Origin of the sequence: Brevibacillus sp. HB1.1, assembly GCF_013332445.1 — a bacterium.
GTDB lineage: Bacteria > Bacillota > Bacilli > Brevibacillales > Brevibacillaceae > Brevibacillus > Brevibacillus porteri.
The window spans coordinates 101,755-121,782 of sequence record NZ_JABMIV010000009.1; the positions used below are offsets into that span (position 1 = coordinate 101,755).

Sequence of the window (20,028 nt, forward strand, 5' to 3'; positions counted from 1 at the left end):
CCTTTTTCAATGTTTGGTTGGGAAGAAAGCCTGGCTGTCGTGAACGCGGACGCTGATTCGATGCGCACCCTCTGTGACGATCCCATGTACGATCGTTTCGTATTCAGAAGCGAGTATTTCCTTTCGTTGCCCACTTTCCGTTCGAAATACAGCCAAGGTCAGATGATCCACAAAGCGGACGCCTTTTACGGATTTCAACAAGGCAAATAAGAGCGACGGGTGCACACGTTGTCCTATTTCCCAGCCTCCACCATGCAGATTTCCCGATATCGGGTCAAGGAATCGCGCGAGCTTGCTGAGTGTCTCCAGCTCCACCTCAACGATTTCCTCCAAAGACCCCACTGCTAGCTCTGCTGTCACCGCAATTTCCAAGTAGAAAGGCTCCCTAACATGAATCCGCTCGGGAGAAGCTACCGTCGCTGCCGCATGTGTAAGCAAGGAGTTCGTGACAGAACGCCGAAGCTCCAAAAATTGTGTGCCGAAGCATCCCGCTGCGGGTAATACGATCACAGTGACATGCCCTGCTTCTCTTTGCAGGCGGCTGTTCCGATTCGGTAAACACTTCACCTTGGCTATCCCCGGATGCGCTTCACGGACGAGCCATTCGAAATCTTCAGCCGTCACCGCTCGATAGCGATGCTTGATGGTTTGAGGACCTCGCTGCAAGGCTTCCGCCAGCAATTCCCGATCACTTCCCCCAAGTGCAGGCACCGGATTGCTGACAGCTTGGACAAACGGAATCGATTGTTCCAGTTGATTCAACTGCCCAGCTGGAAGATTCCCTGCTGTTCCCCCTCCGACCTTATACGTCACCCTCACGGAACCAAGTCCGGTTTGTGGAAGCTCCCTACCGTGTCTGCCATCGCCAAACAAAATGATTCCGGTAGCGCTCTCCAAGCAGTAATGGCGATCATCCGGGCCCGAATCGTGCAGATGCTCTACTCGCTTCCACAAAACCCAGCATTTTTGCTCGTTCCCTTCCGAATCATAGAGAAGTTCCACCCGGTTTTCTGGATGTTCCAGCCAGTTCTTTCGTTCACTCGGCAAAAAGAAGCCTGTTTCATCTACCCACACCTCTTCGCCCATGATGGGATGTCGGATGAGTCTGTACTCGGCTTGTGGCCCCTCTGCTATCCGCTCCGCCATTTCATTGCGAATCGTCTCCTGTTGAATGGCTCGTATCGTATTCGGATAAAAACCGCTTAGCACGGGATGTCGTGCATCCAAAGCGCCTCCTCCCAGACGATTGTCTACGTTGACTGCGCGAATCCAAAAACGCTCCCGCTCAAACAGTTTGCTTTTTTCCATATCAAAAGGACCAGCGAAACGGACGGTACCACTTTCCGTAAAACCAGCGGTCTGATCAATTGTCTGCAGCTTGGCCCAAGAAGTTGTTCCTGTTTCTTTACGCTTGTATTCCCATTGCACAACCGGAGCAGGCCCTGGGGATTCTTCCATCGGTAGAAAAGAAAAGTAGAAAGAGAGCGGTCCTTGTAAAGGCGGCTGTTCAAATCCAAAGTAGACGGCGGGATGCAAGCATTCGGACGGCAAAAACGGCTGGAAGCTAGCCTGATGATTACCTGTACGGACAGGGTGCTGCCAATCCAAGTCGTTCTGTGTGAGAATCGCTTCCGGCTCATGTAGCGACTCTTGGTACGAGTAGGTCAGGCGCATGTCTTCCAGCCATGGCGCCATGTATACAGGATTCGGGCCGTATAAACCTTCCACCTGAAGAATTCTCACACGGATCCAATAACCAAGCTGTGAATGGACGGTTGTCGGCTGCGAATCATCTGGACACGTAAAGATAACCACAATCTCTTCATCCGAATCGGTGCCAGCAAACAGCTTCTCCCGATCCTCTCCTGCCAGGAGCACCATCCATCCACTGCCGTTCCAGTATTCCCATACCACCTTGCTGACCGTGACGGGTGTCGTCGCAGGAGGGTCAAAGGAAGATTCCTTCATGATCCATTTCCATTTCGGTTCCGGTTGTGACAGATGCGTAGCGGGATAAGCCACCGTCTTCATCCGAAAACGAAGGGCGACCGTACTTCCAGGCTTCGTCAGCGCCTCTTCACAGGACAAAAAAAACATGCCATACGGAGCGAGCTGCTCGCCAAACGCGAGACAACCGCTCCCAGAAACCTGTACATCATTGGAGAAAAGCATGTCGGGTGAAAGGCCCACCAGGTCATCTGTTGGCAAATAATCCGTCTTCATCTGGATGTGGGTCAGAGAGGTGCTCCCGCCATTTTTCACCCATTCATGAATCATGCCTGGCTTCACTCTGCAACGGAGCCAACGATTTTCGATTCCTTGTACTTCACTCGATTCCCATTTTTTCCGCTGCTTTTTTTCCAAACGTAGCCGATTTTGATCAGCCTCCACTTTGTCGAACAAAACCCATTCGCCCTCTGACAAATACGTCCACTCGACCAGCTCTGGATTCGCCAGCTTCTCTGTCAGCAAGGATTCCAGATAGCGTTCCTGATTGGAAACCATCGTGAGCTGGATCGAAGCACGATCTCCTAAACAAAACAAGTCCTCATGCCCCAAATACCAGCAATGCTCCTGATGATTCGGCAAAGCCTTGCAGTCCAAGAGAGAGAGCGGTGCATTTGTTCCAAGCCACCCCGTTACATCTGTTAAAAAATCTCGACTGCCATTGGAAAACAACAGATCTGTCGGGAGAGAGGGGGTAGCCAGCATAGGCTGATCGGTTTCAAAAACCACTTCATCGCCTTCGTCAGACTTACCCGAAACTTTTGTGCCCGCCGGAATCCACACTGGCTTTTGCACACCTGTACTCAATTCAAATGTCAAAAAGGTTTCTGCCGATCTAGCCTGAGCCATTCCAACACCGAGCATATTGAGAAAAGCGATAAAATTTCGCTCGGGTACTTGATTCAAACGCTCACGATTATTCATCAGCATGTCTGCGAAAAGGAGAAATAAAGCCGTACCCGCATCAGGATCTTCTGGAGTGAAGCGCCACTCCGGGGTGTAGAATGGCACCATTTCGCGCATTTTTCGGATGACTGCCTGCATGTCCCGCGGATCGACCAAAGGTGGTTTCACGTTACCCACCTCCCTTCCATTTTTCTTCACGCGACTGTGACTCTTGCACTATCCACGTGGACCGTGACGATGGACAGGATACAACAGCTGATAGCCTTTGTTTGTCGCACGTACCGTATAGCTGATCGTAACGTTCACCGTTTCGGAATGAGTCTTGTCGACCTTGGCCTCCACCTGCACATCCCGCACACGTGGTTCCCAGATCATGATCGCTTCTGCGATGTCCGACTGGAGCAAAGCTAGACTCGTACCGTCCGTGCCATCAAACATGAAGCCTTGCAATCCGCTCCCGAATTTCGGTCGCATCACACGCTCTCCCTTTGCCGTAGAAAGAATGATGCGAATCGCTTCAGCGATGTCATCCTCGTAGTTGGACAAACGAATCCGGCCTGTAGCCTGATCCACCTGAATAGGGAACTTCCATCCTTTTTCACCGAAAGGCTGCTGCATGGAATCCTCCCATGAATTAATTCAATTTGATCACCGAACCGTTGACGGCAACCATTCCGTCAGATTTGATGTTCAGGGACGCTCCTGCTTTAATCGACATGGCTCCCTGCGCCTCCAGATTCAGCTGGGTGGACTTGATTGTCAGCGATGTGTCTGACTGTATGGTCACTTGCCCTTTTGCATTCAACGTAATCGTACTTGAACCGCTCTTCACCGTAACCTCGTTGGTGCTGCCGCCTTTGATGGAGATTTGGTTGTTTCCACTGCTCTCCGTAAGCACAATACTCTCATCCTTGTCCGACAGCTCCACCTGTTGTCCTTTTTTCGTAGCAATCGTGATCTTCCCGTCATTCGGATCATCACCAAAAATCACTTCGTGGCCTGCACGGGTCGTGATTTTTCGGATATTGTTTTTCTCCGCCATTTCCGGGCCTTTGTTTTCCTGATTCCAGAGCATCCCGATCACAAATGGTTCGCGTACATCTCCCCAGTGAAATGCAACTAGCACCTCGTCGCCTACCTCCGGAATGAATAAGCTGCCGCGATCTTTTCCTGCAAAAAGCGTGGCGATTCGCACCCAGTCCGTCTCCCGCTCATTATCAACCAAAGGCAGCTTCAGTTTTACTCGCGAGAGCTTTTCCGGGTCTTCGTTGTTCGTCACAATGCCGACAATGACACCGTGGATTTTCGCCCGTTCTTCTTCTGTGATTTCATCCTGGTAGAACCAATGATCAAAGCTCATATTGTATTTCCCTTCACATGAAACGTCGTGACGTAGCCAGATGCCACATCGATGGTGTGTGTGACGGATGTGATGTAATAAGGCTGACTCAGCTTTTTCCCCAGGCCCTCTAGCTTGATATAGCGGCCAGCCCGAATTTCTGGTAGACCCACTGCCTCACAGTTGCCGTCGAGAAGGTTCATGGCGAGTTGATTCAAGCGTGCTTTGGCAACCGCTTTTATCTCCTCAGGTGAGTCCAGTTTTTTCGTTGACTCGTATTTATCAAAATAATCACCGATTGCTTTCAACAGATCAGCACTTGTCTTCGAATTGGTCCCGAGCTTCCCGATATCTGTGCTCGTTGCTTTTGCTTCTTGGAGCACCGTTGATTTGTCCTTGTCTACCCATCGCACCGTGTATGAGGAAGCTTGGGAAGCGATGTTGACATCGACGGAAAAGCTGCGCAAGGAAACTCCCCAGATCAAGGTGAGAACCGGCGTCATGTTGCTCAGTGGCTTACGGAAATATAAATTCTTCCCGACGATAAAAAAATCGTAGTTACAAATTTTAGCGAGACGATTTAAAAATTGAAAGTCAGTCTCGGAGACCGTCTTTGTAATGGTCTCGATTGTCTGAACTGTATCATCCACATGCGTCGACAAGCCGTATTTTTGTCCCAACTCTTTCACGACATCGCTGTATTTCTTTTTATTCCAGGAGGTAGACTTGTTATCCACCATAAGCAGGAACGATTTGTCCATCCCTTTTACCGTAATGGTAGGCGTCTCCTCGCATGCAAACGAAACGGCTGTAATATGCCCGTAAAAGAGACTGGAAAGCTCAGTTCCGTAGCCCAACTGAATTTCGATTTCATTTCCAGGAACCAAATGATCATCTGCCCAGCGAAATTCCCACTTTGCCGTATCAAAAGCATTGGTTACCGAAAACGAAAACGTATCGGCTTTGCCGTCCAAGCTGGAGTTGATCGTTGCTTTGGTAATGGCGACACCTACCTGGCTGATCAGCTTTTTCCCTCCAACGAGTATTTCCAAGGCTGGGGAATGAAAGTTATTGTACGTTTGGCGCAGGTCATCGAAGGAGTGGCGGTCTGTCGTCAATTTCAATTCGCTCATTCCTTCGTCACCTCACAAGTGGCACATGCAGGGTAGTAGCCGGTTTTAGAAGTCTGGGATTGTCGATCCGATTGGCGTTCGCAATGTTTCGCCATTTCGATGCATCACTGTACGAGCGATACGCCATCAAGTACAGCTGGTCTCCTTGGTTGACCGTTTGTTGTGCGACTTTTTCTCTTGCGGCTCCGATATCTTCCGCGGACTTTTTCACACTCGTGCCTTTAAACGTGACGCCTAACGTGGCTCGTACTGGTGTCCCTTGATCGAGAAACATCGTAAACCGTTGCGAAACCTTTTCGATAACACCGGTGAATTGAAAGCTGTCCCAGACGAATTTGCATAGGGGTGGTGTACTGATTTTCTTTTCTACGGCCATCAGCCCCAGCACCTGATTCGTGAATGCACGCACATCCACTCCAGCCTCGTATGTATCAAAAAACAAGTCGACCGATAATGTCTCGATATCTCCGCTCGTGAACATCCCCACTGGTACCGATTGTCCCAATATCTTTTGCCACGAGTAGTTATTGGAAGCATCCACCTTGTATTCGGAAGGGTTAAAGAGAACGGAAATACTCTCCTTGAAGTCTCCTTGCCCGTTGCGATCCACTAAAATTTTGGCCTTTTTCTCCTGACCCATCATTGGCTTTTGCCTCTCTTTACCGAAGAAATAGTCGTCTGTGAATGCGGCAGTTCCTGCTTATAAACCTCGTCGCTGCCGCTCTTGAATGAGGCGCTTGTCCAGCTCCTTCATCATTTTATCCATCAATCGATCCACCTCTTGTGGGGATAACGACGTCTGATTGCCAGCCCTCTCTTGCACGTCTAGATCGAGTTGTCGTTGTAGTGGAAGTGTTGTCGTCTGCTGCACTGCGGTTTCTTGAGGCGGAATGCTTTTTCTCAGAAACGCCATGGACGGCGGGGACTGAACGGTAGCAGCAGGGCTTGCATAGCTGTCTGCTGTGCGTAACGATTGTCGATGAGTATGGGTTGCGTTTTCGGACAGGGAGCGCTGCTCGGATTCTCCGGGCGCTCTTTGAGCTTGTTGCAAAGCTTGCAGGAGTGGTGACTGCTTCTCCATCGCAAGCATTGGCTTTAGCAAAAGTGCCAGGGATGTGTTTTCTTTCGCATGCTCCACTTTTTCCGCCGCCATTGGTGTTGTTGACGTCAGGTTGAATATCCCTTGATTGACCGTCAGAATCTGCTCATGGTTCGTTTGTTGAAAACGGCTGTGGCGAGATAATGGCTCCAAGCTGTTGACGCGACCTTTTCGTGGTAGTCGCTCTGTTGCACGTCTGCTTCCACTCTCATGCATGAAACTGTCGGGCACCCCCACGCTTTGACCATGCACAAGGCTAGGGAGTCGTCCCCATTGTTTCTGAATAACCATTTGTGCATCGTGACGATTCAGAACAGTCGCGAGTAAGTGATGGTTTTGGACATATGCTTCCGTTCGGAAATCAGTCTGGATAGCCTTTCTGATTTGCTCCATGACTTGAAGATAGAGACGAGCACGCAGGGCAATGGAGCTTGTCCACAAGCTGGCTGTCTGGCGCAAGAAACGGGAGTGGTAGCTTTCACGGGATGGACGGCTTTCTCGTAATGGATTGCTTTCTCGTAATGGATTGCTTTTGCCCTGGCGAGACCTTGGCTGATCATTCGATTGCTTTTCACTGCTCGGGGGAGCTTTCCCACTTGTGCTAATTTTGCCTACCTTTGCAAACTCGCTCATCGCAGCCAGCTTCGCGCTTTTTTGCAAGAGGATCGTGAGTCCTAGTTCTGCACTCCATCCAGCAGCGATCCGTTGCAATGAGTTCCTGTCAGAGACATCCTCTCTGATAGAAAACGACTTCGCAGACGTGTTGTACAATCGCTGATGTTCTGTTCTTTCAAGTCCAATCCACTCTGTGACACGAAGCATTGCAGAACCAAAGCCGTTCAACCTGAGGGAAACGGCATCCCGATCATGACGATGAGTATGCAAGAATGCTCGACTTGTACTCTGTTCATTTTTTAGGAAGAAGGTGTGCCGTATTGGTCTATGCTCATGCTCGTGTACCATCGAGATCGTCGCTTTTCGTCCCGGTAGGCTGAACTTTTCTTGATTCTTGAAGAAAGCAACATCTGCCCGCTTGTTTTTCCTACCCTGGAACGACAGTAGCTGACGTATCGTCTCGTATGGCAACTGATACACGTGTTTATTTCCCGGAAAATGAATAGGTGACTGAAAAAACGGTTGGGAGATGCCTTCAGGATACGGAGATTGATTCCCCAGCTCATACGGAAGGTACCTTGGCGCATGCGTTCTAGTTGCAAGGAATTCCCTTGCGCTGAGCTGTTTTGCCACTCTCTGTTGAAGATGCACCCACGCCATCACAGACTTCCTGTTCATCTCCTGATGGGTAGAACTGACGATTTGATTCTGGAGCGTTTGCCAGAGTTGGCGATTCACTTGGAAGACAGGTACGAAGCGATTCCATGCAAATCGTGCAGCACTAGCTATACCAGCTGGCCCGCGCTCTATTTCGTTATGCGTTTCAAGATATTCCTTGATCCAAGGCTGGTTCAACCATCCTCGTTTTTCAAAGAAAACAGGAGCATTGGCGGACTGGAAGCTCTGTATCCAATAAGCAGCGATCGACTTCCTGACAATTGGCTGCGAGAGAAGCGGAGCTGTTTGGGAACTATCTGTGATACGCGTCATACGCAATGGGAACAGTAGCCCCTGCACGGGGTGTAAAACGCGTAACGACAAACCCGTCCACCACTCATGCTGTAGCACGTCAAGCTGCTGATACGATGCATGAGAGACAACCGGGATCACGCGCGTTTTGCCTGGATGAGTTTGCTCATGGCTTGATCGCAAGGGAATGGACTGCTCCCGGACAATCTCGTTCAACCTAGCTTCCTGAAATATCGTTTGTTGAAGGAACGCGTATGTCTGCTGATTCCTTGTTCCGATGGATTCGAAAGGAAACAGCAGTTGTGACGGGTGAAATGTAATGCTACTCGGCTGCTCCTGCTCCACCCTAGATGCAAGCGCGGTTGCTTGTCCCTCTCGACTTATGACAAGGTGACGCAACCAATGCGCCAAGGCACTCGACTGTTCTTCCCGCCTGCTTTCTATCTGCTTCAACCTCTGTCGGGAAACAAGCACTACTTGCCCACGTTCACTTTCTGCCCTCGAAAACTGTTGAGCCAAATGGAACAGCTGTTTGAACCGTTCCCTTACAGCCTGCTGTTTGGTCCGACCAGCATCAGCTCGATGAAGTATGCTAGGCAATACGGACGAGAACATCTTCGAAAGCTCATTGCTCTGAAATATCTTCCGTTCCAATGGGGACAGCGTTACTAGCATCCATGCGCTTTTCGCTTGCGGATGTTGACGGCTTTTCGGGAAAACAATCGGCTGTAAAACACGTAGACGTGGATGCACAGTCATCGTCCTTGGCAGCCATGTTGCTCTTCTACTTTTCTGCCAGTACAGACTCAGGTTTTCCCACCAGCGCACCCACAGCTCAGTCTGCCGGGAAGCTACGGACCAACGTGTACTTTCACTTTCATGAACGATTCGTCTAGTGATATCTTTGCCGTCAATTCCGGCTTTCTCTGTCCACACCACGCGATCCAAAAAAGAGCTCGCAGCCCGTCCTTCTGCTCGTTTTAGCAAAACAGGAAAAGACCACGTCCCAATCTCTGGTTCCCTTCCTCTACCGATCAACTGCCAAAAATTGCGAACCCCAAACCGTTCGAAGCGCCCTGTTTCAGAACGCGTCGCTCTGACACGTGAATTCGAGATCGCGTCTATTCTTGTCGCTGATTCGAGCCGTATCCGCTCACGTGCATTTTGCATGCCCTTGCGTCCACCAGGATCACCCATTCGCGCCATGTGTACCAAAAATTCCGGTGAACCATAGGAAGTATCAGACGTCCTGAATCTTTCCCGTACGGTTTCTTTGCTGTCTGAAACGATTGCTTTCCAAAGAGGCGAGGTAATATCGACCGGGTCTATCTGCTCTTTGAATCGACCCAGCGGCAGCCATTTTTCAAGTGAGCTTGCTCGCTGAACTAAAGACTGAACATAACTGGGCCAGCGATATCTATCTCTCCCATTTGAGACAACCGTGATCCGAGGCAGGTAAACCTTCTCGATTAATTTGGATGACTCCCACTTCCGAAAAAGCTCATGTATCAAAGTAGCTGGTTGTACTTTTCGTCCTGATCCCGATGCTTGCGTTATCACCGCACGCTCTTTTGGCCATGGGAAACCAGCCTGTCCGTTCGGCAACATTTCTCGATTCAATCCGAGGTAGGAGTCCACTTGTATTTGCATGCGTACATGAATGAAGGTTTGATGAAAGTGGTTTTCCTGCCCTCCGATACTCGGCGAAAAATCACGATGGATCAAAGCGAGGTAGCCGGGATCGCGCCCTTCCCCGTGCCGATACTTCTGCATGATGCTTTGTGCAAAGCCTTGGCTGGACGCCCTTGGCAGCAGTGATGGACCACGCGAAGGTGGGAGCGCCTTGATCGTTATCATCGTTTCTTTTGCTCCTTGCAGACGGGATAAGGCTTAAAAATACGCTTTTAAGCCGTGGTGCACGATTTCCAATGTCTCGATGGCCACTTCTCCATGCGTGGCCCGGAACTCCGGTCCAACCCACTTGACCGGATAAGCCCCTTCAAATGCCCAAGCCCCCACGTCATTTCCGTTTGGGTCCATCAGAATGATCGCTCCCTGCTTGCGCTTGCGCTTTTCTGGCGGGCCAAAGTGGAAGTCCTCATACCATCTCCACAGCTCGTTTGATCTCACAAACCCTCGTTTGAAGACGAGATTGGGAAACTTGCTGCGTTTCGGCAGCTTGTGGACGAAATGATTCACGCCGCCCTCTTGGTACTCCTCCAGCTCTGTTTCTACGGCCAATCCGGACACTTCACTAAATCCAGCGACCCAGATGCCATCCATCTCCAATCCAAACGGAAGAAAGTCCACACGAAATCGGAGGTTGGTGTAATATGGATTCTCATTGGCTAACACCAGAATCACCTCCGCTTGAACACATCAAAAACGTTTTCGGGTTCGTCATTTTGCTTGCGGTTAATCGCGGATATCTCTTCACACCAGCGCCGCCGTTCCTTGTGTTCCATCGACATGATCTCGTCATGTGGCCAGTGAAAATAGTAGGCGATGAAGGCGGCTTCTTCATAAATCTTGTCGATGGGATACCCACTCATACTCCCTCCAGCGCCCCTGAAAAAGCCATGTCTACCTGGAATTCATGCTCGCATTTCGGGCAAGATGTCTTGAACATCGAGCTGTCCAACTCATTAATCTGTCTGTACAGGTTTTGCAGGTACGCGAGATCAGCGGTAAACAGCCTTTCCACCACTCTTGTGTCAATTCCCCGTACATCTCCCAGCTTGGTAATCACTCTCGTCAGCAAAATAATCGTCAAGTAACCGGGATTTTGCTGGACACGTGGATCACGCATCGGCAAAATTTCGTCGGCAGCCGTCGCCAAGCGCATGACACCTCGTTTGTGCAGGTTTCCTTCTTCATCAACATAGCCGCGCGGGAGCTCGAATTCGTATTCCGTTTTAAATGCCATGGTATCATCCTCCTCATCACCCTAGGCCAGCAAGAATGACAAAGAAAAGTCATTTCCTTGCCATTCTTTGGCGTCGGGATCTTCTATTATTTCGTGCGTGTCATTCCTTCGTGGGCGATTTCCAGCTGCTCAATCGCTACCTCTGAGGACGTACCGTTAAAATCAGGCGCCGTGTATTTGGTCGGCCATGCTTCAATGACCTTCCATGTAGCGACATCATCCCCAGCTTCATTGATGGCGATGATCGTTACCGTTTTGCGTGCGACCTTGCCCTGGATGGTGTCCTGCATCCAGTTGTACAAATCCATCGAATCCGTCACGCCCCATTTCAGCGTGATATTCCCGTACTTCGCCAAGCCCGGGAGCTTGCGCGGAGTAATTACCTCATTGCCTTCGCGATACTCGACTACGTCCACAGACGCATCAAAACCCGAAACCTCACTGAAGCCAGCCTGCTGAATCCCATCCATCTCTATCCGATACCGAAACTTGCGGTATGGATCCTTGCGATCTGCCATACTGTACCCCTTTCCTCACACCGTTTTCCGTCGTGAATTATTGCTGATCAGATGTTTTTTGCGTAATACGGAAGATGACGAACTCTGCTGGTTTGACAGGTGCTATACCAATCACGCAGATCAATCTGCCATTGTCGATATCATCCTGTGTCATCGTGCTTCTGCCGATTTGAATGTAAAAGGCTTCCTGCGGGCTTGAGCCCATCAACGCGCCATCTCGCCAAACACGCGTCAGGAAAGAATCAATCGTGCGTTGGACGCGGGCCCACAGCCTCTCGTCATTCGGCTCAAATACCACCCAGTTTGTCCCGTTTTTGATCGATTGTTCGAGGAAAATGAACAGGCGGCGTACGTTTATGTACTTCCATAGCCCATTCGATGACATCGTCCGCGCACCCCAGACGCGAATTCCTTGACCTGTAAACGCGCGAATCAGGTTGACTCCCTTCGGATTCAAAATATCCTGTTCGCCCGTATTGTACTGGCAATCCAGTCCTGTGCAGCCGCGCACAACCTCGTTTGCCGGAGCCTTATGCACGCCTCGGGTATTGTCCGAGCGTGCGTAAATACCAGCCATGGAGCCTGATGGCGGAATGTAGATGTTGCGCTTGTCCAGCGGATCAAACACTTGCAGCCAAGGATTGTAGATGGCCGCGTATTGCGTATCGAAAATATTGCGATGCGTCAACACATCGCTTACTTTTTTCTTGTCGCGTGGGATATCGAGGATGGCGAAGCGGCTTTTCAAGTTTTCACAATGAGCCACAAGCGCGAGCTGCACATTTGGGTCTGTCACGCCAGGAATGGCCATAATACTCACTTCGTCATTATCGATGAAGGCTTGGATTCCCGTACGTTTCCCCGGTCCGTGATCCTCCCCCATGTATTCGCCCGCTGACAGATTGGCGACAGAACCGTCGCTACCTCCTGCCAAAGAGATTTGATACAGACCGAATTCTGTCTTTCCGCCCTCGGATTGAGTTTCTTCTGCCATCCCTGAAATGACGGTAAAAGGAGGAATGACTTCAGGGCTTGCTGGAGCAGCACCCGCTTCGACCTCAACGATATTGCTCTTGGACAGCAGCTTGCTTACATGATTGGCAGCAGAGACATTGAGCGAGCATTTGTCGAACTCTTCAGCCTCATCGTTGTAGAAGACTTGCACCGTGAATTCGCATGTGGACAAAATTTTGACTGGCAGCAAATTGTTATCGACGACGTCTCCTGTGAGCACAGCTGACAGCTCGATCACATTGTCTTGGGATGAAACCACTTCCCTGTACTGTTTGGTTTCACCGTCATAGAAAGAGACGACATCACCTGGTTGAAAGCCTGCACTATTTTTCACACGGTACTTGGGAGCCTCTCCTAGCTGCTCGTAAATCTGCGTTTTTGCCTTGCTCGACGGAATCAAATTTACGCGGATCTGATTTCCCCATGCCCCTGGGTTTTTAGCAGCAATCCGAAGGACAGCTCCTTCGCTGTTGCCTTCATTGGAAGCTGGCTTCGCATCTGCTGGCGCTACTCGCATCACATAGCAACGGGAGCCTCCATTCAGAAAGAAGTGATCCACCGCATAGGCGAGATAGCGGTATTCGCCAAACGCGTTCTCAGACAAATAGGAACCGAACAACTTGCGGAAATCATTGACACCTGTAATCAGCTCAGGCAATCCCGCAACGGGTCCTTTTTGGGCCAACCCGATAAAGCCGGCCGTGCTCGTACTCGCTCCCTCCATGGGAACGGGGCCACTATCAAACTCCTCGACATACACCCCTGGTGATAAGTACTCTGGCATCGTATCCTGATTGGAGAGTTCCGCATGTATTAGCAGCAGAAACCTGCAATCAGTCCCTCCCTCCGATTAATTTCATCACTTGCTTTACCACTTACGAAAAAAGCCGTTTTGATACATGAGTCTTGCTCTATAATCAGGCAGCAGGGTGTCATGGACCGACGCCAAACAACTGCCGGATCACCCTATTTGGGTCTGTTCATTTGGATGATACCTATGGATTGGGTCGTACCGGCTTGAATGGAAAGCTCGGCAAAACCAGCGGCTTCTTCCCGCCGCACTTCAATATTCATACGAGCATGAGTTTTTTCCAGAAACAACGGAAGGGCAACTACGAATTCTCCTCTGTCGTCGCAATGCGTTTCGAGCAGGGGGAGTAAGACAGTGCCTCTTGGGTAGGCAAAAGAAAGAGGTTCGGTCAAGGGATAAACCCGACCTTTTGGGGGACTTGCAAAACGAATGATCGTCCCTTTGCATGTGGGTGTTTCGAGAAGAAAAGCGTCAGCCAAATCGACTTGACCTTTTTTACTGGCTACGATTAGCTCCATGGCCTCTTTGTCAGCGTCCTCGGCCAATCTCACCGGGGCATCTCGCTCATACGAGATGACAGCCTGCACATAGGCTCCGCCAGCTGGGGAACCATCCTCCACGCAAGCTCTCCCTCGAACAAGGGAGTCTCCTGCCTGGAATGGATAGGCTGGACTCGGTTGCAAGTAAATGATGGACTCCGTGTAAGATGTACTCCCAGTGATCACGGAGAAGGACATGGAGTGATCCATATACTCCCGGCTGCTTATGGAGAGCGTGTAAATCCCATCAGGCAAGTCCGTAAAGATATAACATCCGTCCCCTTTACATACGGGCACTTGTGGATGATTCGCCAAGCGAACAGACAAGCTCGAGCGAAAAGGGGCTCCTCTTGTATACATGTCCACCAGACGGACGGCATACGAGAAGACGGAACGAATGCGCACCTGGAAATGCTGATCCATTAACCATGACCTTCCCCTCGTATCCGAATATCCCGTTCCAGTACGCGCTTCGTTGAACGAACTCGGGTTGAATCGATATGAACCGGCCCTACCGAGTAGCCGATGGATAGCTTGTACGGAACATGTGGAAATAGTTGGATGAGTTTATCAACGGGAGGCTGCTCCACGACGACACGAAGCTCTGTATCCATGTTTGCGAGGGAGCCTTGAAGATGATCGCCACGCAAAATGGCGTTGTCGTAGAGAACCTGCATGGCACGCCCGAGGATGCGATGCTCGTCCAGCATGCGGGTATGCTGTTCTGCTGGGGAATGGGCGGTCAATATGTAGGATAGATTGACCGTCATTGGGGGATATCGCAACTGATCAGTACCTTCACTGATCATCATGTGCTGCCTCTCCTGACTTTCCCGGATTTCGTATAAAAACAAGGCTAACGCCAAATCTCCTGGCTGAGCAGGCGAGCTTAGGCCAATCAACTCCGGCTGGCTAATCGGCTCCGGCGTCATTTCTTTGCGCAAAAGAGCGAGCAGCGTCTCTCCTACTTCAGCAATGGCGGTGTACTGGCTGATACCCGTTCACCTCGACATTATTTGACAGAATATACTTATCATAACATTGAAATTAATGGTTTTGCATGAATTTTTATCTAATTTTGTAAAATCATGCACCCTTCCGATACGTACTACCTGATGGCATACTCCCCCAAATCCTCTTTCAATAGCAGCTTACCCGTCTTTTTTAACTCCTGCTTGGCAGCCGCAATCAAATGACTCATGGAAACGGGCGTGCCTTCCGATGCAGCCAAGAAAGAGGCAGCGAGAACCACATTTTTGATCCCGCCCCCAGCAATGTGTAGCTTGGACGCGAGAAACTCAAAATCGATGTCAGCAGCTCGCGGCGTATCGGCCGGGAACATGCTGCGCCATATTTCTTCGCGATAGAACGGTTCGGGAAAAGGAAATTTCACCACGTAGTTGATTCTGCGCATGAAGGCCTCGTCAAAATTTTGCAGGAGATTCGTCGCCAAAATGGAGACCCCCTCGTACTCCTCCATCTTTTGCAGCAAGTAGGCCGTTTCCACATTCGCGTATTTGTCATGCGAATCTTTCACTTCTGAGCGCTTGCCAAAAAGGGCATCGGCTTCATCAAAGAAGAGGATGGCATTGCCGATTCTCGCTTCTGAAAAAATGTGGTGGAGGTTTTTTTCCGTCTCCCCAATGTACTTGCTGATCACCTGCGACAGGTCAATTTTAAAAAGCTCCAGACCTAGTTCATTTGCCACGACTTCCGCCGACATCGTCTTGCCCGTACCCGGAGGACCTGCAAACAACATGCTGACGCCCTTGCCATAAGAGAGCTTTCGCCCAAAGCCCCACTCCCCCAAAACAACATTTCGATAGGTCACCTGATTGCAGGCGTTTCGCAACAAAGTCAGTTGCTCCTCAGGTAAAATCAGATCTTCCCAGCTGTATTTGGGTCTCAATCGAGAAGCGTGCTTTTCTAGCGCATGTCTCATTTGCAGGAAACAAGCGTCATGCAGGTGCATTTTCGTAATGATCCTTTCTTTCGTCTGCATCGCCATCTCATTTGCTCTGTGAAGCGCCTGATTGATTTGCCCCGCATTCAGCTTGAATTTCCCTGCGAAAACGCCTATGTCAATCTCTTGAGAAAAGCTCATGCCTGCACAGCCCGTTTCCCATAATCGCCTCCTTTCCGTTTCATCTGGACTAGGTACCTCCATTTCCAGCCAAATCCGCTTCCCCAGAGCGTTTTGCGGCTTCCATTGACTTTTCGCCACAATGGCAGTGGGTCCTGAAAAGCTTTCGAGTTCATCCATCAACAGCTGCTTGCGCCCAGCTGTTTGTACCTCTTCTGTCAGAAAAACCTCGAACTGATGCAAGCACAGTACCCCCCGCCGCAGCTGCACCTCCCGCAATACCTGCTGTAATCTTCGTGCAAAAGCTTCCTCCCGGATCAAGCGCTCTGCATCGACGAACAGCACCGGCCGCCTGACGCGATGAAACAAATGCTTAACGCGATGCCTTTTACCAACGCCAGTCGGACCATGCAAGTGCAGGAGAAGTCGCTCTGCATCTGCTCCTGCTGTTTCCCACAATGTTTCAAAGCGCTCCTGCAAATGAATCGCGCTCTCCCCTACATATGGTTCCAACTCTTGATCTGGCAAGCTCCAGGATAGCCAAGGCGGCAGACTGGCATCACCTCCATCCCTTGTCGTCAAAAAGTGCAGCATGCGTTCATCCAGCTTTAACGGCCGAGAGAGCCAAGAGCCGCTTCCACCCATGTCCGCCTCGGTAAAAAGCAGCAATCGGCCCAGCTTGCTTTTTTGCGTAAACGCTGTCCAGGCCTCTATTCTCTCAGCAGCTGTCTGGCAAAATAGCTGCATCGCCAATTCGGGAGTAGGTGACTTGCACGTAATATCATCAAGGAGGTAGCCAAACAGCTTTTCGTACTTCCGATCCAGCTCGACTGCCAGGCAAAGAAATAAACATCCCAGCTCGAAGCGATTGAGCGAAAAAGCCTCTGCCACTGCCAGAATCGGTACGCTACCTGCTTCTTGCATGTGCAGGGCATCCAGTCGTTCCTCGCATGCTGCCACCCGCTCTGTGAAAGCTTCCCATAGCTGCGTTGCTGGCGGGGCTGCCTCGAGCAATTGCACGACTTCTTCCTCTGTGACAATCACCCCTCTCATTTGATCAAGCGGATAATCATCCCCCTGCTGTGCTCGCACTGCCAGCAAGCGCATCAGATGAACATCCAGCCATCGAAGCATTTCTTCGTAATAGTTCCACTGGTTGTGATTCGATTCGGGACTAGTCATTTCGCTTTTTCACCGCTCCTACGATATTTTCAATTCGCCAGACCAATCTCGTTCGGCCCCTTTTTGGGCGTATTCGTCACATAAGTAGAAATACTGTCGCGCCGCCTGATCCCAACGATTTTGCTTGATGACGGATAGAAAAGCGGAGCGTGCATCGTGAAACCTCCCATTTTGATACATCACAATCGCTTGCTCAAACAATTCCTTCGTCTCCTCCTTGTGTGCACGAATCTGGTCAGTGTCCCCTTCGTAGACGTCATACAAATGCATCGGCTGAGCCTCTCCCTCCATATGCACCCAGCCTAAATCACGATATCGGTACGGCGTGCTCTCTCCCATTTTGGCAAACAGCGAATCGGACATCAGGATGCAGGCTCCGAGCGTTTCTGCCATCTTTTCCATTTTCTCCACCACGCGGACGTGATCCGATATGATCGCAGCCTCCAGACGCGTCGACTCGCCAATAATTCCGAGCATCAGTGGACCGTGATGCAGCGCAACCCGCAATTCAATCGGATCGTACCCTTTTTCCGCCCGTTGCTCGTTATAGTCCGCTAACGTACGGCGCATTTGTACAGCCGCATCCAGCGCGTCTTTCGCTTCTTTTGGATAAACAGCAAGCACGCCGGGATCGAGATATTCGGTAATCATTCCTTGATTCTCGTTCACAATCGGAGCAAAGCGCTTGAGAAACGCATTGATGACGCGGAAGGTCGTCTCTGGTCGCAGACGATGAGAGATGGCATGAAACGATTGCAGACTCATGCGCATAATCGCCATTTCCCGCTCCACCTGATCACCCAGCTCCACGTCGAGTATGCTTTCCTTCCCGAGAAAATGGATAAACTGCTGCGGCACAAAGCGATTGTTCGCCTCGCTCATCCTCGTGATATTCGAGATGTACTGACGAATGCGCTTTGCCATTTGGTTGAAGCTTTCTGCCAGCTTTTGAATTTCATCCATGGAGCGAACCCTCGCCACCACACTGTAGTCGCCTTTTCCCATATCGGAGACGTTCGTTTGCAGATTGCGGATGTTTCGGTATGTCAGCCACGAGAAAAGGAAAAATAGACTCGCACAAATCGACCAGACCAGCGCAGCGCCTTTTCCGAGCTCACGGGACATGTCGGTGTGCTGCATACGGACTCCGTTCATTTCTCTGCCCAGCTCCAACACACCGGATAGCTTACCGGAGGAGTTGTATATCGGGGCCATCGCGTACATCCAGTAGCCTGTCCGATCCTGTGCTTTACCGGAAACGATCTCCCTTTTCATGACCACACTGCGGAACTCGTCATCAATGGGCACATTCTCAAACACTTCTGCGCTGTCATTGTCATCCATCATGAGAAACAATTCGCCATCTTTGTATTTATAAATCGTTTTGTACAGCCCCCTGTTCACATTCACATCATCTGGGACCTCCAGTTTTTTCAGGTCGGCCTGTACTGCTTGATAATCCGCATTCATGTAATCAATGGCTCCGTTGATTCCATCCAGCTTGTCCCCTTCGATCAGGGTAGAAATAACATAGGCTTGGAGGCGAAGATCGGTTTGATTTTCCTGCTCCATAAAAGAAAAGGTCAGCTTCGTTCCCTCCAGTTGAAGGAATACGGGGACAACAACTAGTGGAGCTATCACGATCGTTTGCTTGATAATCAACGGAATCCGGAAGAGGCGAAACAACAGAAACTGAATGACACAAAACAGAAGAATTTCCACTCCCAATCCTGTCCACCAGGTCCATTCCTTCAAGCGGTCTTTTTCGGATACTGACGGGGAAGTGAGCTTGGTCATCACATTTCCTTGTTGATCCAAGAAGGCTAGCTGACTATCTGTGGCCACTACGAACTCATAATTGGGGGTTACAGCAAACGCCGTTAGTGCACTGCTATCACTCGACTTGATCTGCTCGAATGTTTTGGAAGACACCATCAAGGCGATTTCATCTGGATGTGCGGGATCGAAGCGTTCCATGACATTTTGATCGGAATTGTAGAAAAGGAGACGACCTGCTGGCCCCACTTTTACATGATTGGGGACGGTATGATTCTTTTCGGACCGTTCGGAGTGAATGTAGAGCGGACCCTTCACTTGAGCTTCCCTGCTCCCAAGGGGAACGTCGACCTGGAAAACCTCTCCGCGCTTGGTAGTGACATAGGTATGTTGCGGGTCTACTCCTGTGATTTCATTGACGTATACTTCATTAGGCAATTGGATTTGATAGAGTTGTGTGGGGGGTGAGTCAGAGGGTACAAATTGATAGGCAATCACTTCAGGGTGTTGATAAACATAAAAGGAAAGACGATCTTTCGCGACTTGCAGGGAGCGTACCTTGCCAATGCGCTTGTACGAGCTGTTCGCTCCGTATGAATCTTCATACACGACTTGTACGATTTCTCCATCTGGCGACATTCGCACGATTCTCTCGGATACGGTTCGCAAACCAAAGCTATCGAGCTTTGTAATCAGCACGTACGCATAGCCTTCTTCGTCGATGGCTACCTCTGTGAAATTTTCCAAGCCTTCTTCTGGATTTTGCTCCAGTACTTGTTGGTACCTTAGCGACCGATCAGGGGACAGGCTAATTAGCTTTTGATGTCCATCCGTTATGAGGATGACATCCTTTTGACTATTGACCGCGATGCTGTCGATCCCTCGAAACGGTACGCCCTGCTTCCCGCTTCTATCCACGTTCCAAACGAGCAGCAAGCCGATCCCAACAAACACAATCAGCAGTCCGGACAACCAGGAATACTTCTTGTTATTTCCCATCGTTTGCGGTTCTCCCATCTCTCGAAAACATATTTTCGAAAATGATACCAAGCAACATTATACTAAAAATTACAAATTTCGCTATACATCTTCTCTATTTGACATTTATACT

15 protein-coding genes are annotated in these 20,028 nt (G+C 50.2%); all 15 read right to left on the reverse strand.

The features are described 5' to 3' along the window. Nucleotides 1-6: 6 nt before the first annotated feature. On the reverse strand, nt 7-3,081 hold the full coding sequence (locus HPY27_RS21680; protein WP_174225918.1) for a putative baseplate assembly protein: 3,075 nt from the start codon (nt 3,079-3,081) through the stop codon (nt 7-9). 48 nt (nt 3,082-3,129) lie between these two features. Then, complete coding sequence (locus HPY27_RS21685; RefSeq protein WP_174225919.1) at nt 3,130-3,531, reverse strand: GPW/gp25 family protein; 402 nt, start codon at nt 3,529-3,531, stop codon at nt 3,130-3,132. 16 nt (nt 3,532-3,547) lie between these two features. Further along, on the reverse strand, nt 3,548-4,273 hold the full coding sequence (locus HPY27_RS21690) for a phage baseplate assembly protein V (RefSeq protein WP_017250495.1): 726 nt from the start codon (nt 4,271-4,273) through the stop codon (nt 3,548-3,550). Continuing rightward, nucleotides 4,270-5,385 carry a phage late control D family protein gene (locus HPY27_RS21695; protein WP_106836075.1) on the reverse strand — a complete coding sequence of 372 codons (1,116 nt, stop codon included), beginning with the start codon at nt 5,383-5,385 and terminating at the stop codon, nt 4,270-4,272. The genes HPY27_RS21690 and HPY27_RS21695 overlap by 4 nt, the downstream gene beginning before the upstream one ends. A gap of 7 nt (nt 5,386-5,392) precedes the next feature. After that, complete coding sequence (locus HPY27_RS21700; protein ID WP_173623696.1) at nt 5,393-6,028, reverse strand: CIS tube protein; 636 nt, start codon at nt 6,026-6,028, stop codon at nt 5,393-5,395. Between the two features lie 57 nt (nt 6,029-6,085). Next, complete coding sequence (locus tag HPY27_RS21705; protein ID WP_174225920.1) at nt 6,086-9,925, reverse strand: hypothetical protein; 3,840 nt, start codon at nt 9,923-9,925, stop codon at nt 6,086-6,088. Between the two features lie 33 nt (nt 9,926-9,958). Then, the gene (locus HPY27_RS21710) at nt 9,959-10,423 is read right to left on the reverse strand and encodes a phage tail protein (RefSeq protein ID WP_017250499.1); all 465 of its coding nucleotides are present in this window, start codon (nt 10,421-10,423) and stop codon (nt 9,959-9,961) included. Nucleotides 10,424-10,428: 5 nt separating this feature from the next. Next, a complete protein-coding gene (locus tag HPY27_RS21715) occupies nt 10,429-10,620 on the reverse strand; it encodes a DUF6760 family protein (RefSeq protein ID WP_017250500.1) in 192 nt (63 codons plus the stop codon). Next, nucleotides 10,617-10,994, reverse strand: coding sequence for a hypothetical protein (locus HPY27_RS21720; RefSeq protein WP_007721338.1), 378 nt, complete (start codon nt 10,992-10,994; stop codon nt 10,617-10,619). Before HPY27_RS21720 ends, HPY27_RS21715 begins: the two co-directional genes overlap by 4 nt. 86 nt (nt 10,995-11,080) lie before the next feature. After that, on the reverse strand, nt 11,081-11,512 hold the full coding sequence (locus HPY27_RS21725) for a phage tail protein (RefSeq protein ID WP_174225921.1): 432 nt from the start codon (nt 11,510-11,512) through the stop codon (nt 11,081-11,083). A 37-nt stretch (nt 11,513-11,549) separates the two neighbouring features. Continuing rightward, nucleotides 11,550-13,310, reverse strand: a complete 1,761-nt coding sequence (locus HPY27_RS21730) for a phage tail sheath subtilisin-like domain-containing protein (RefSeq protein WP_173623698.1) — start codon at nt 13,308-13,310, stop codon at nt 11,550-11,552. Nucleotides 13,311-13,492: 182 nt separating this feature from the next. Continuing rightward, nucleotides 13,493-14,299 carry a hypothetical protein gene (locus HPY27_RS21735; protein ID WP_174225922.1) on the reverse strand — a complete coding sequence of 269 codons (807 nt, stop codon included), beginning with the start codon at nt 14,297-14,299 and terminating at the stop codon, nt 13,493-13,495. Further along, nucleotides 14,299-14,871 (reverse strand): Pvc16 family protein, encoded by a 573-nt coding sequence (locus tag HPY27_RS21740; RefSeq protein ID WP_173623795.1) that lies wholly within the window; start codon nt 14,869-14,871, stop codon nt 14,299-14,301. The genes HPY27_RS21735 and HPY27_RS21740 overlap by 1 nt, the downstream gene beginning before the upstream one ends. 113 nt (nt 14,872-14,984) lie before the next feature. Further along, entirely contained in the window at nt 14,985-17,141 is a 2,157-nt protein-coding gene (locus HPY27_RS21745; RefSeq protein ID WP_174225923.1) for an AAA family ATPase, read from the reverse strand. A gap of 18 nt (nt 17,142-17,159) precedes the next feature. Further along, on the reverse strand, nt 17,160-19,916 hold the full coding sequence (locus tag HPY27_RS21750) for an adenylate/guanylate cyclase domain-containing protein (RefSeq protein ID WP_174225924.1): 2,757 nt from the start codon (nt 19,914-19,916) through the stop codon (nt 17,160-17,162). Between the last annotated feature and the right edge of the window lie 112 nt (nt 19,917-20,028).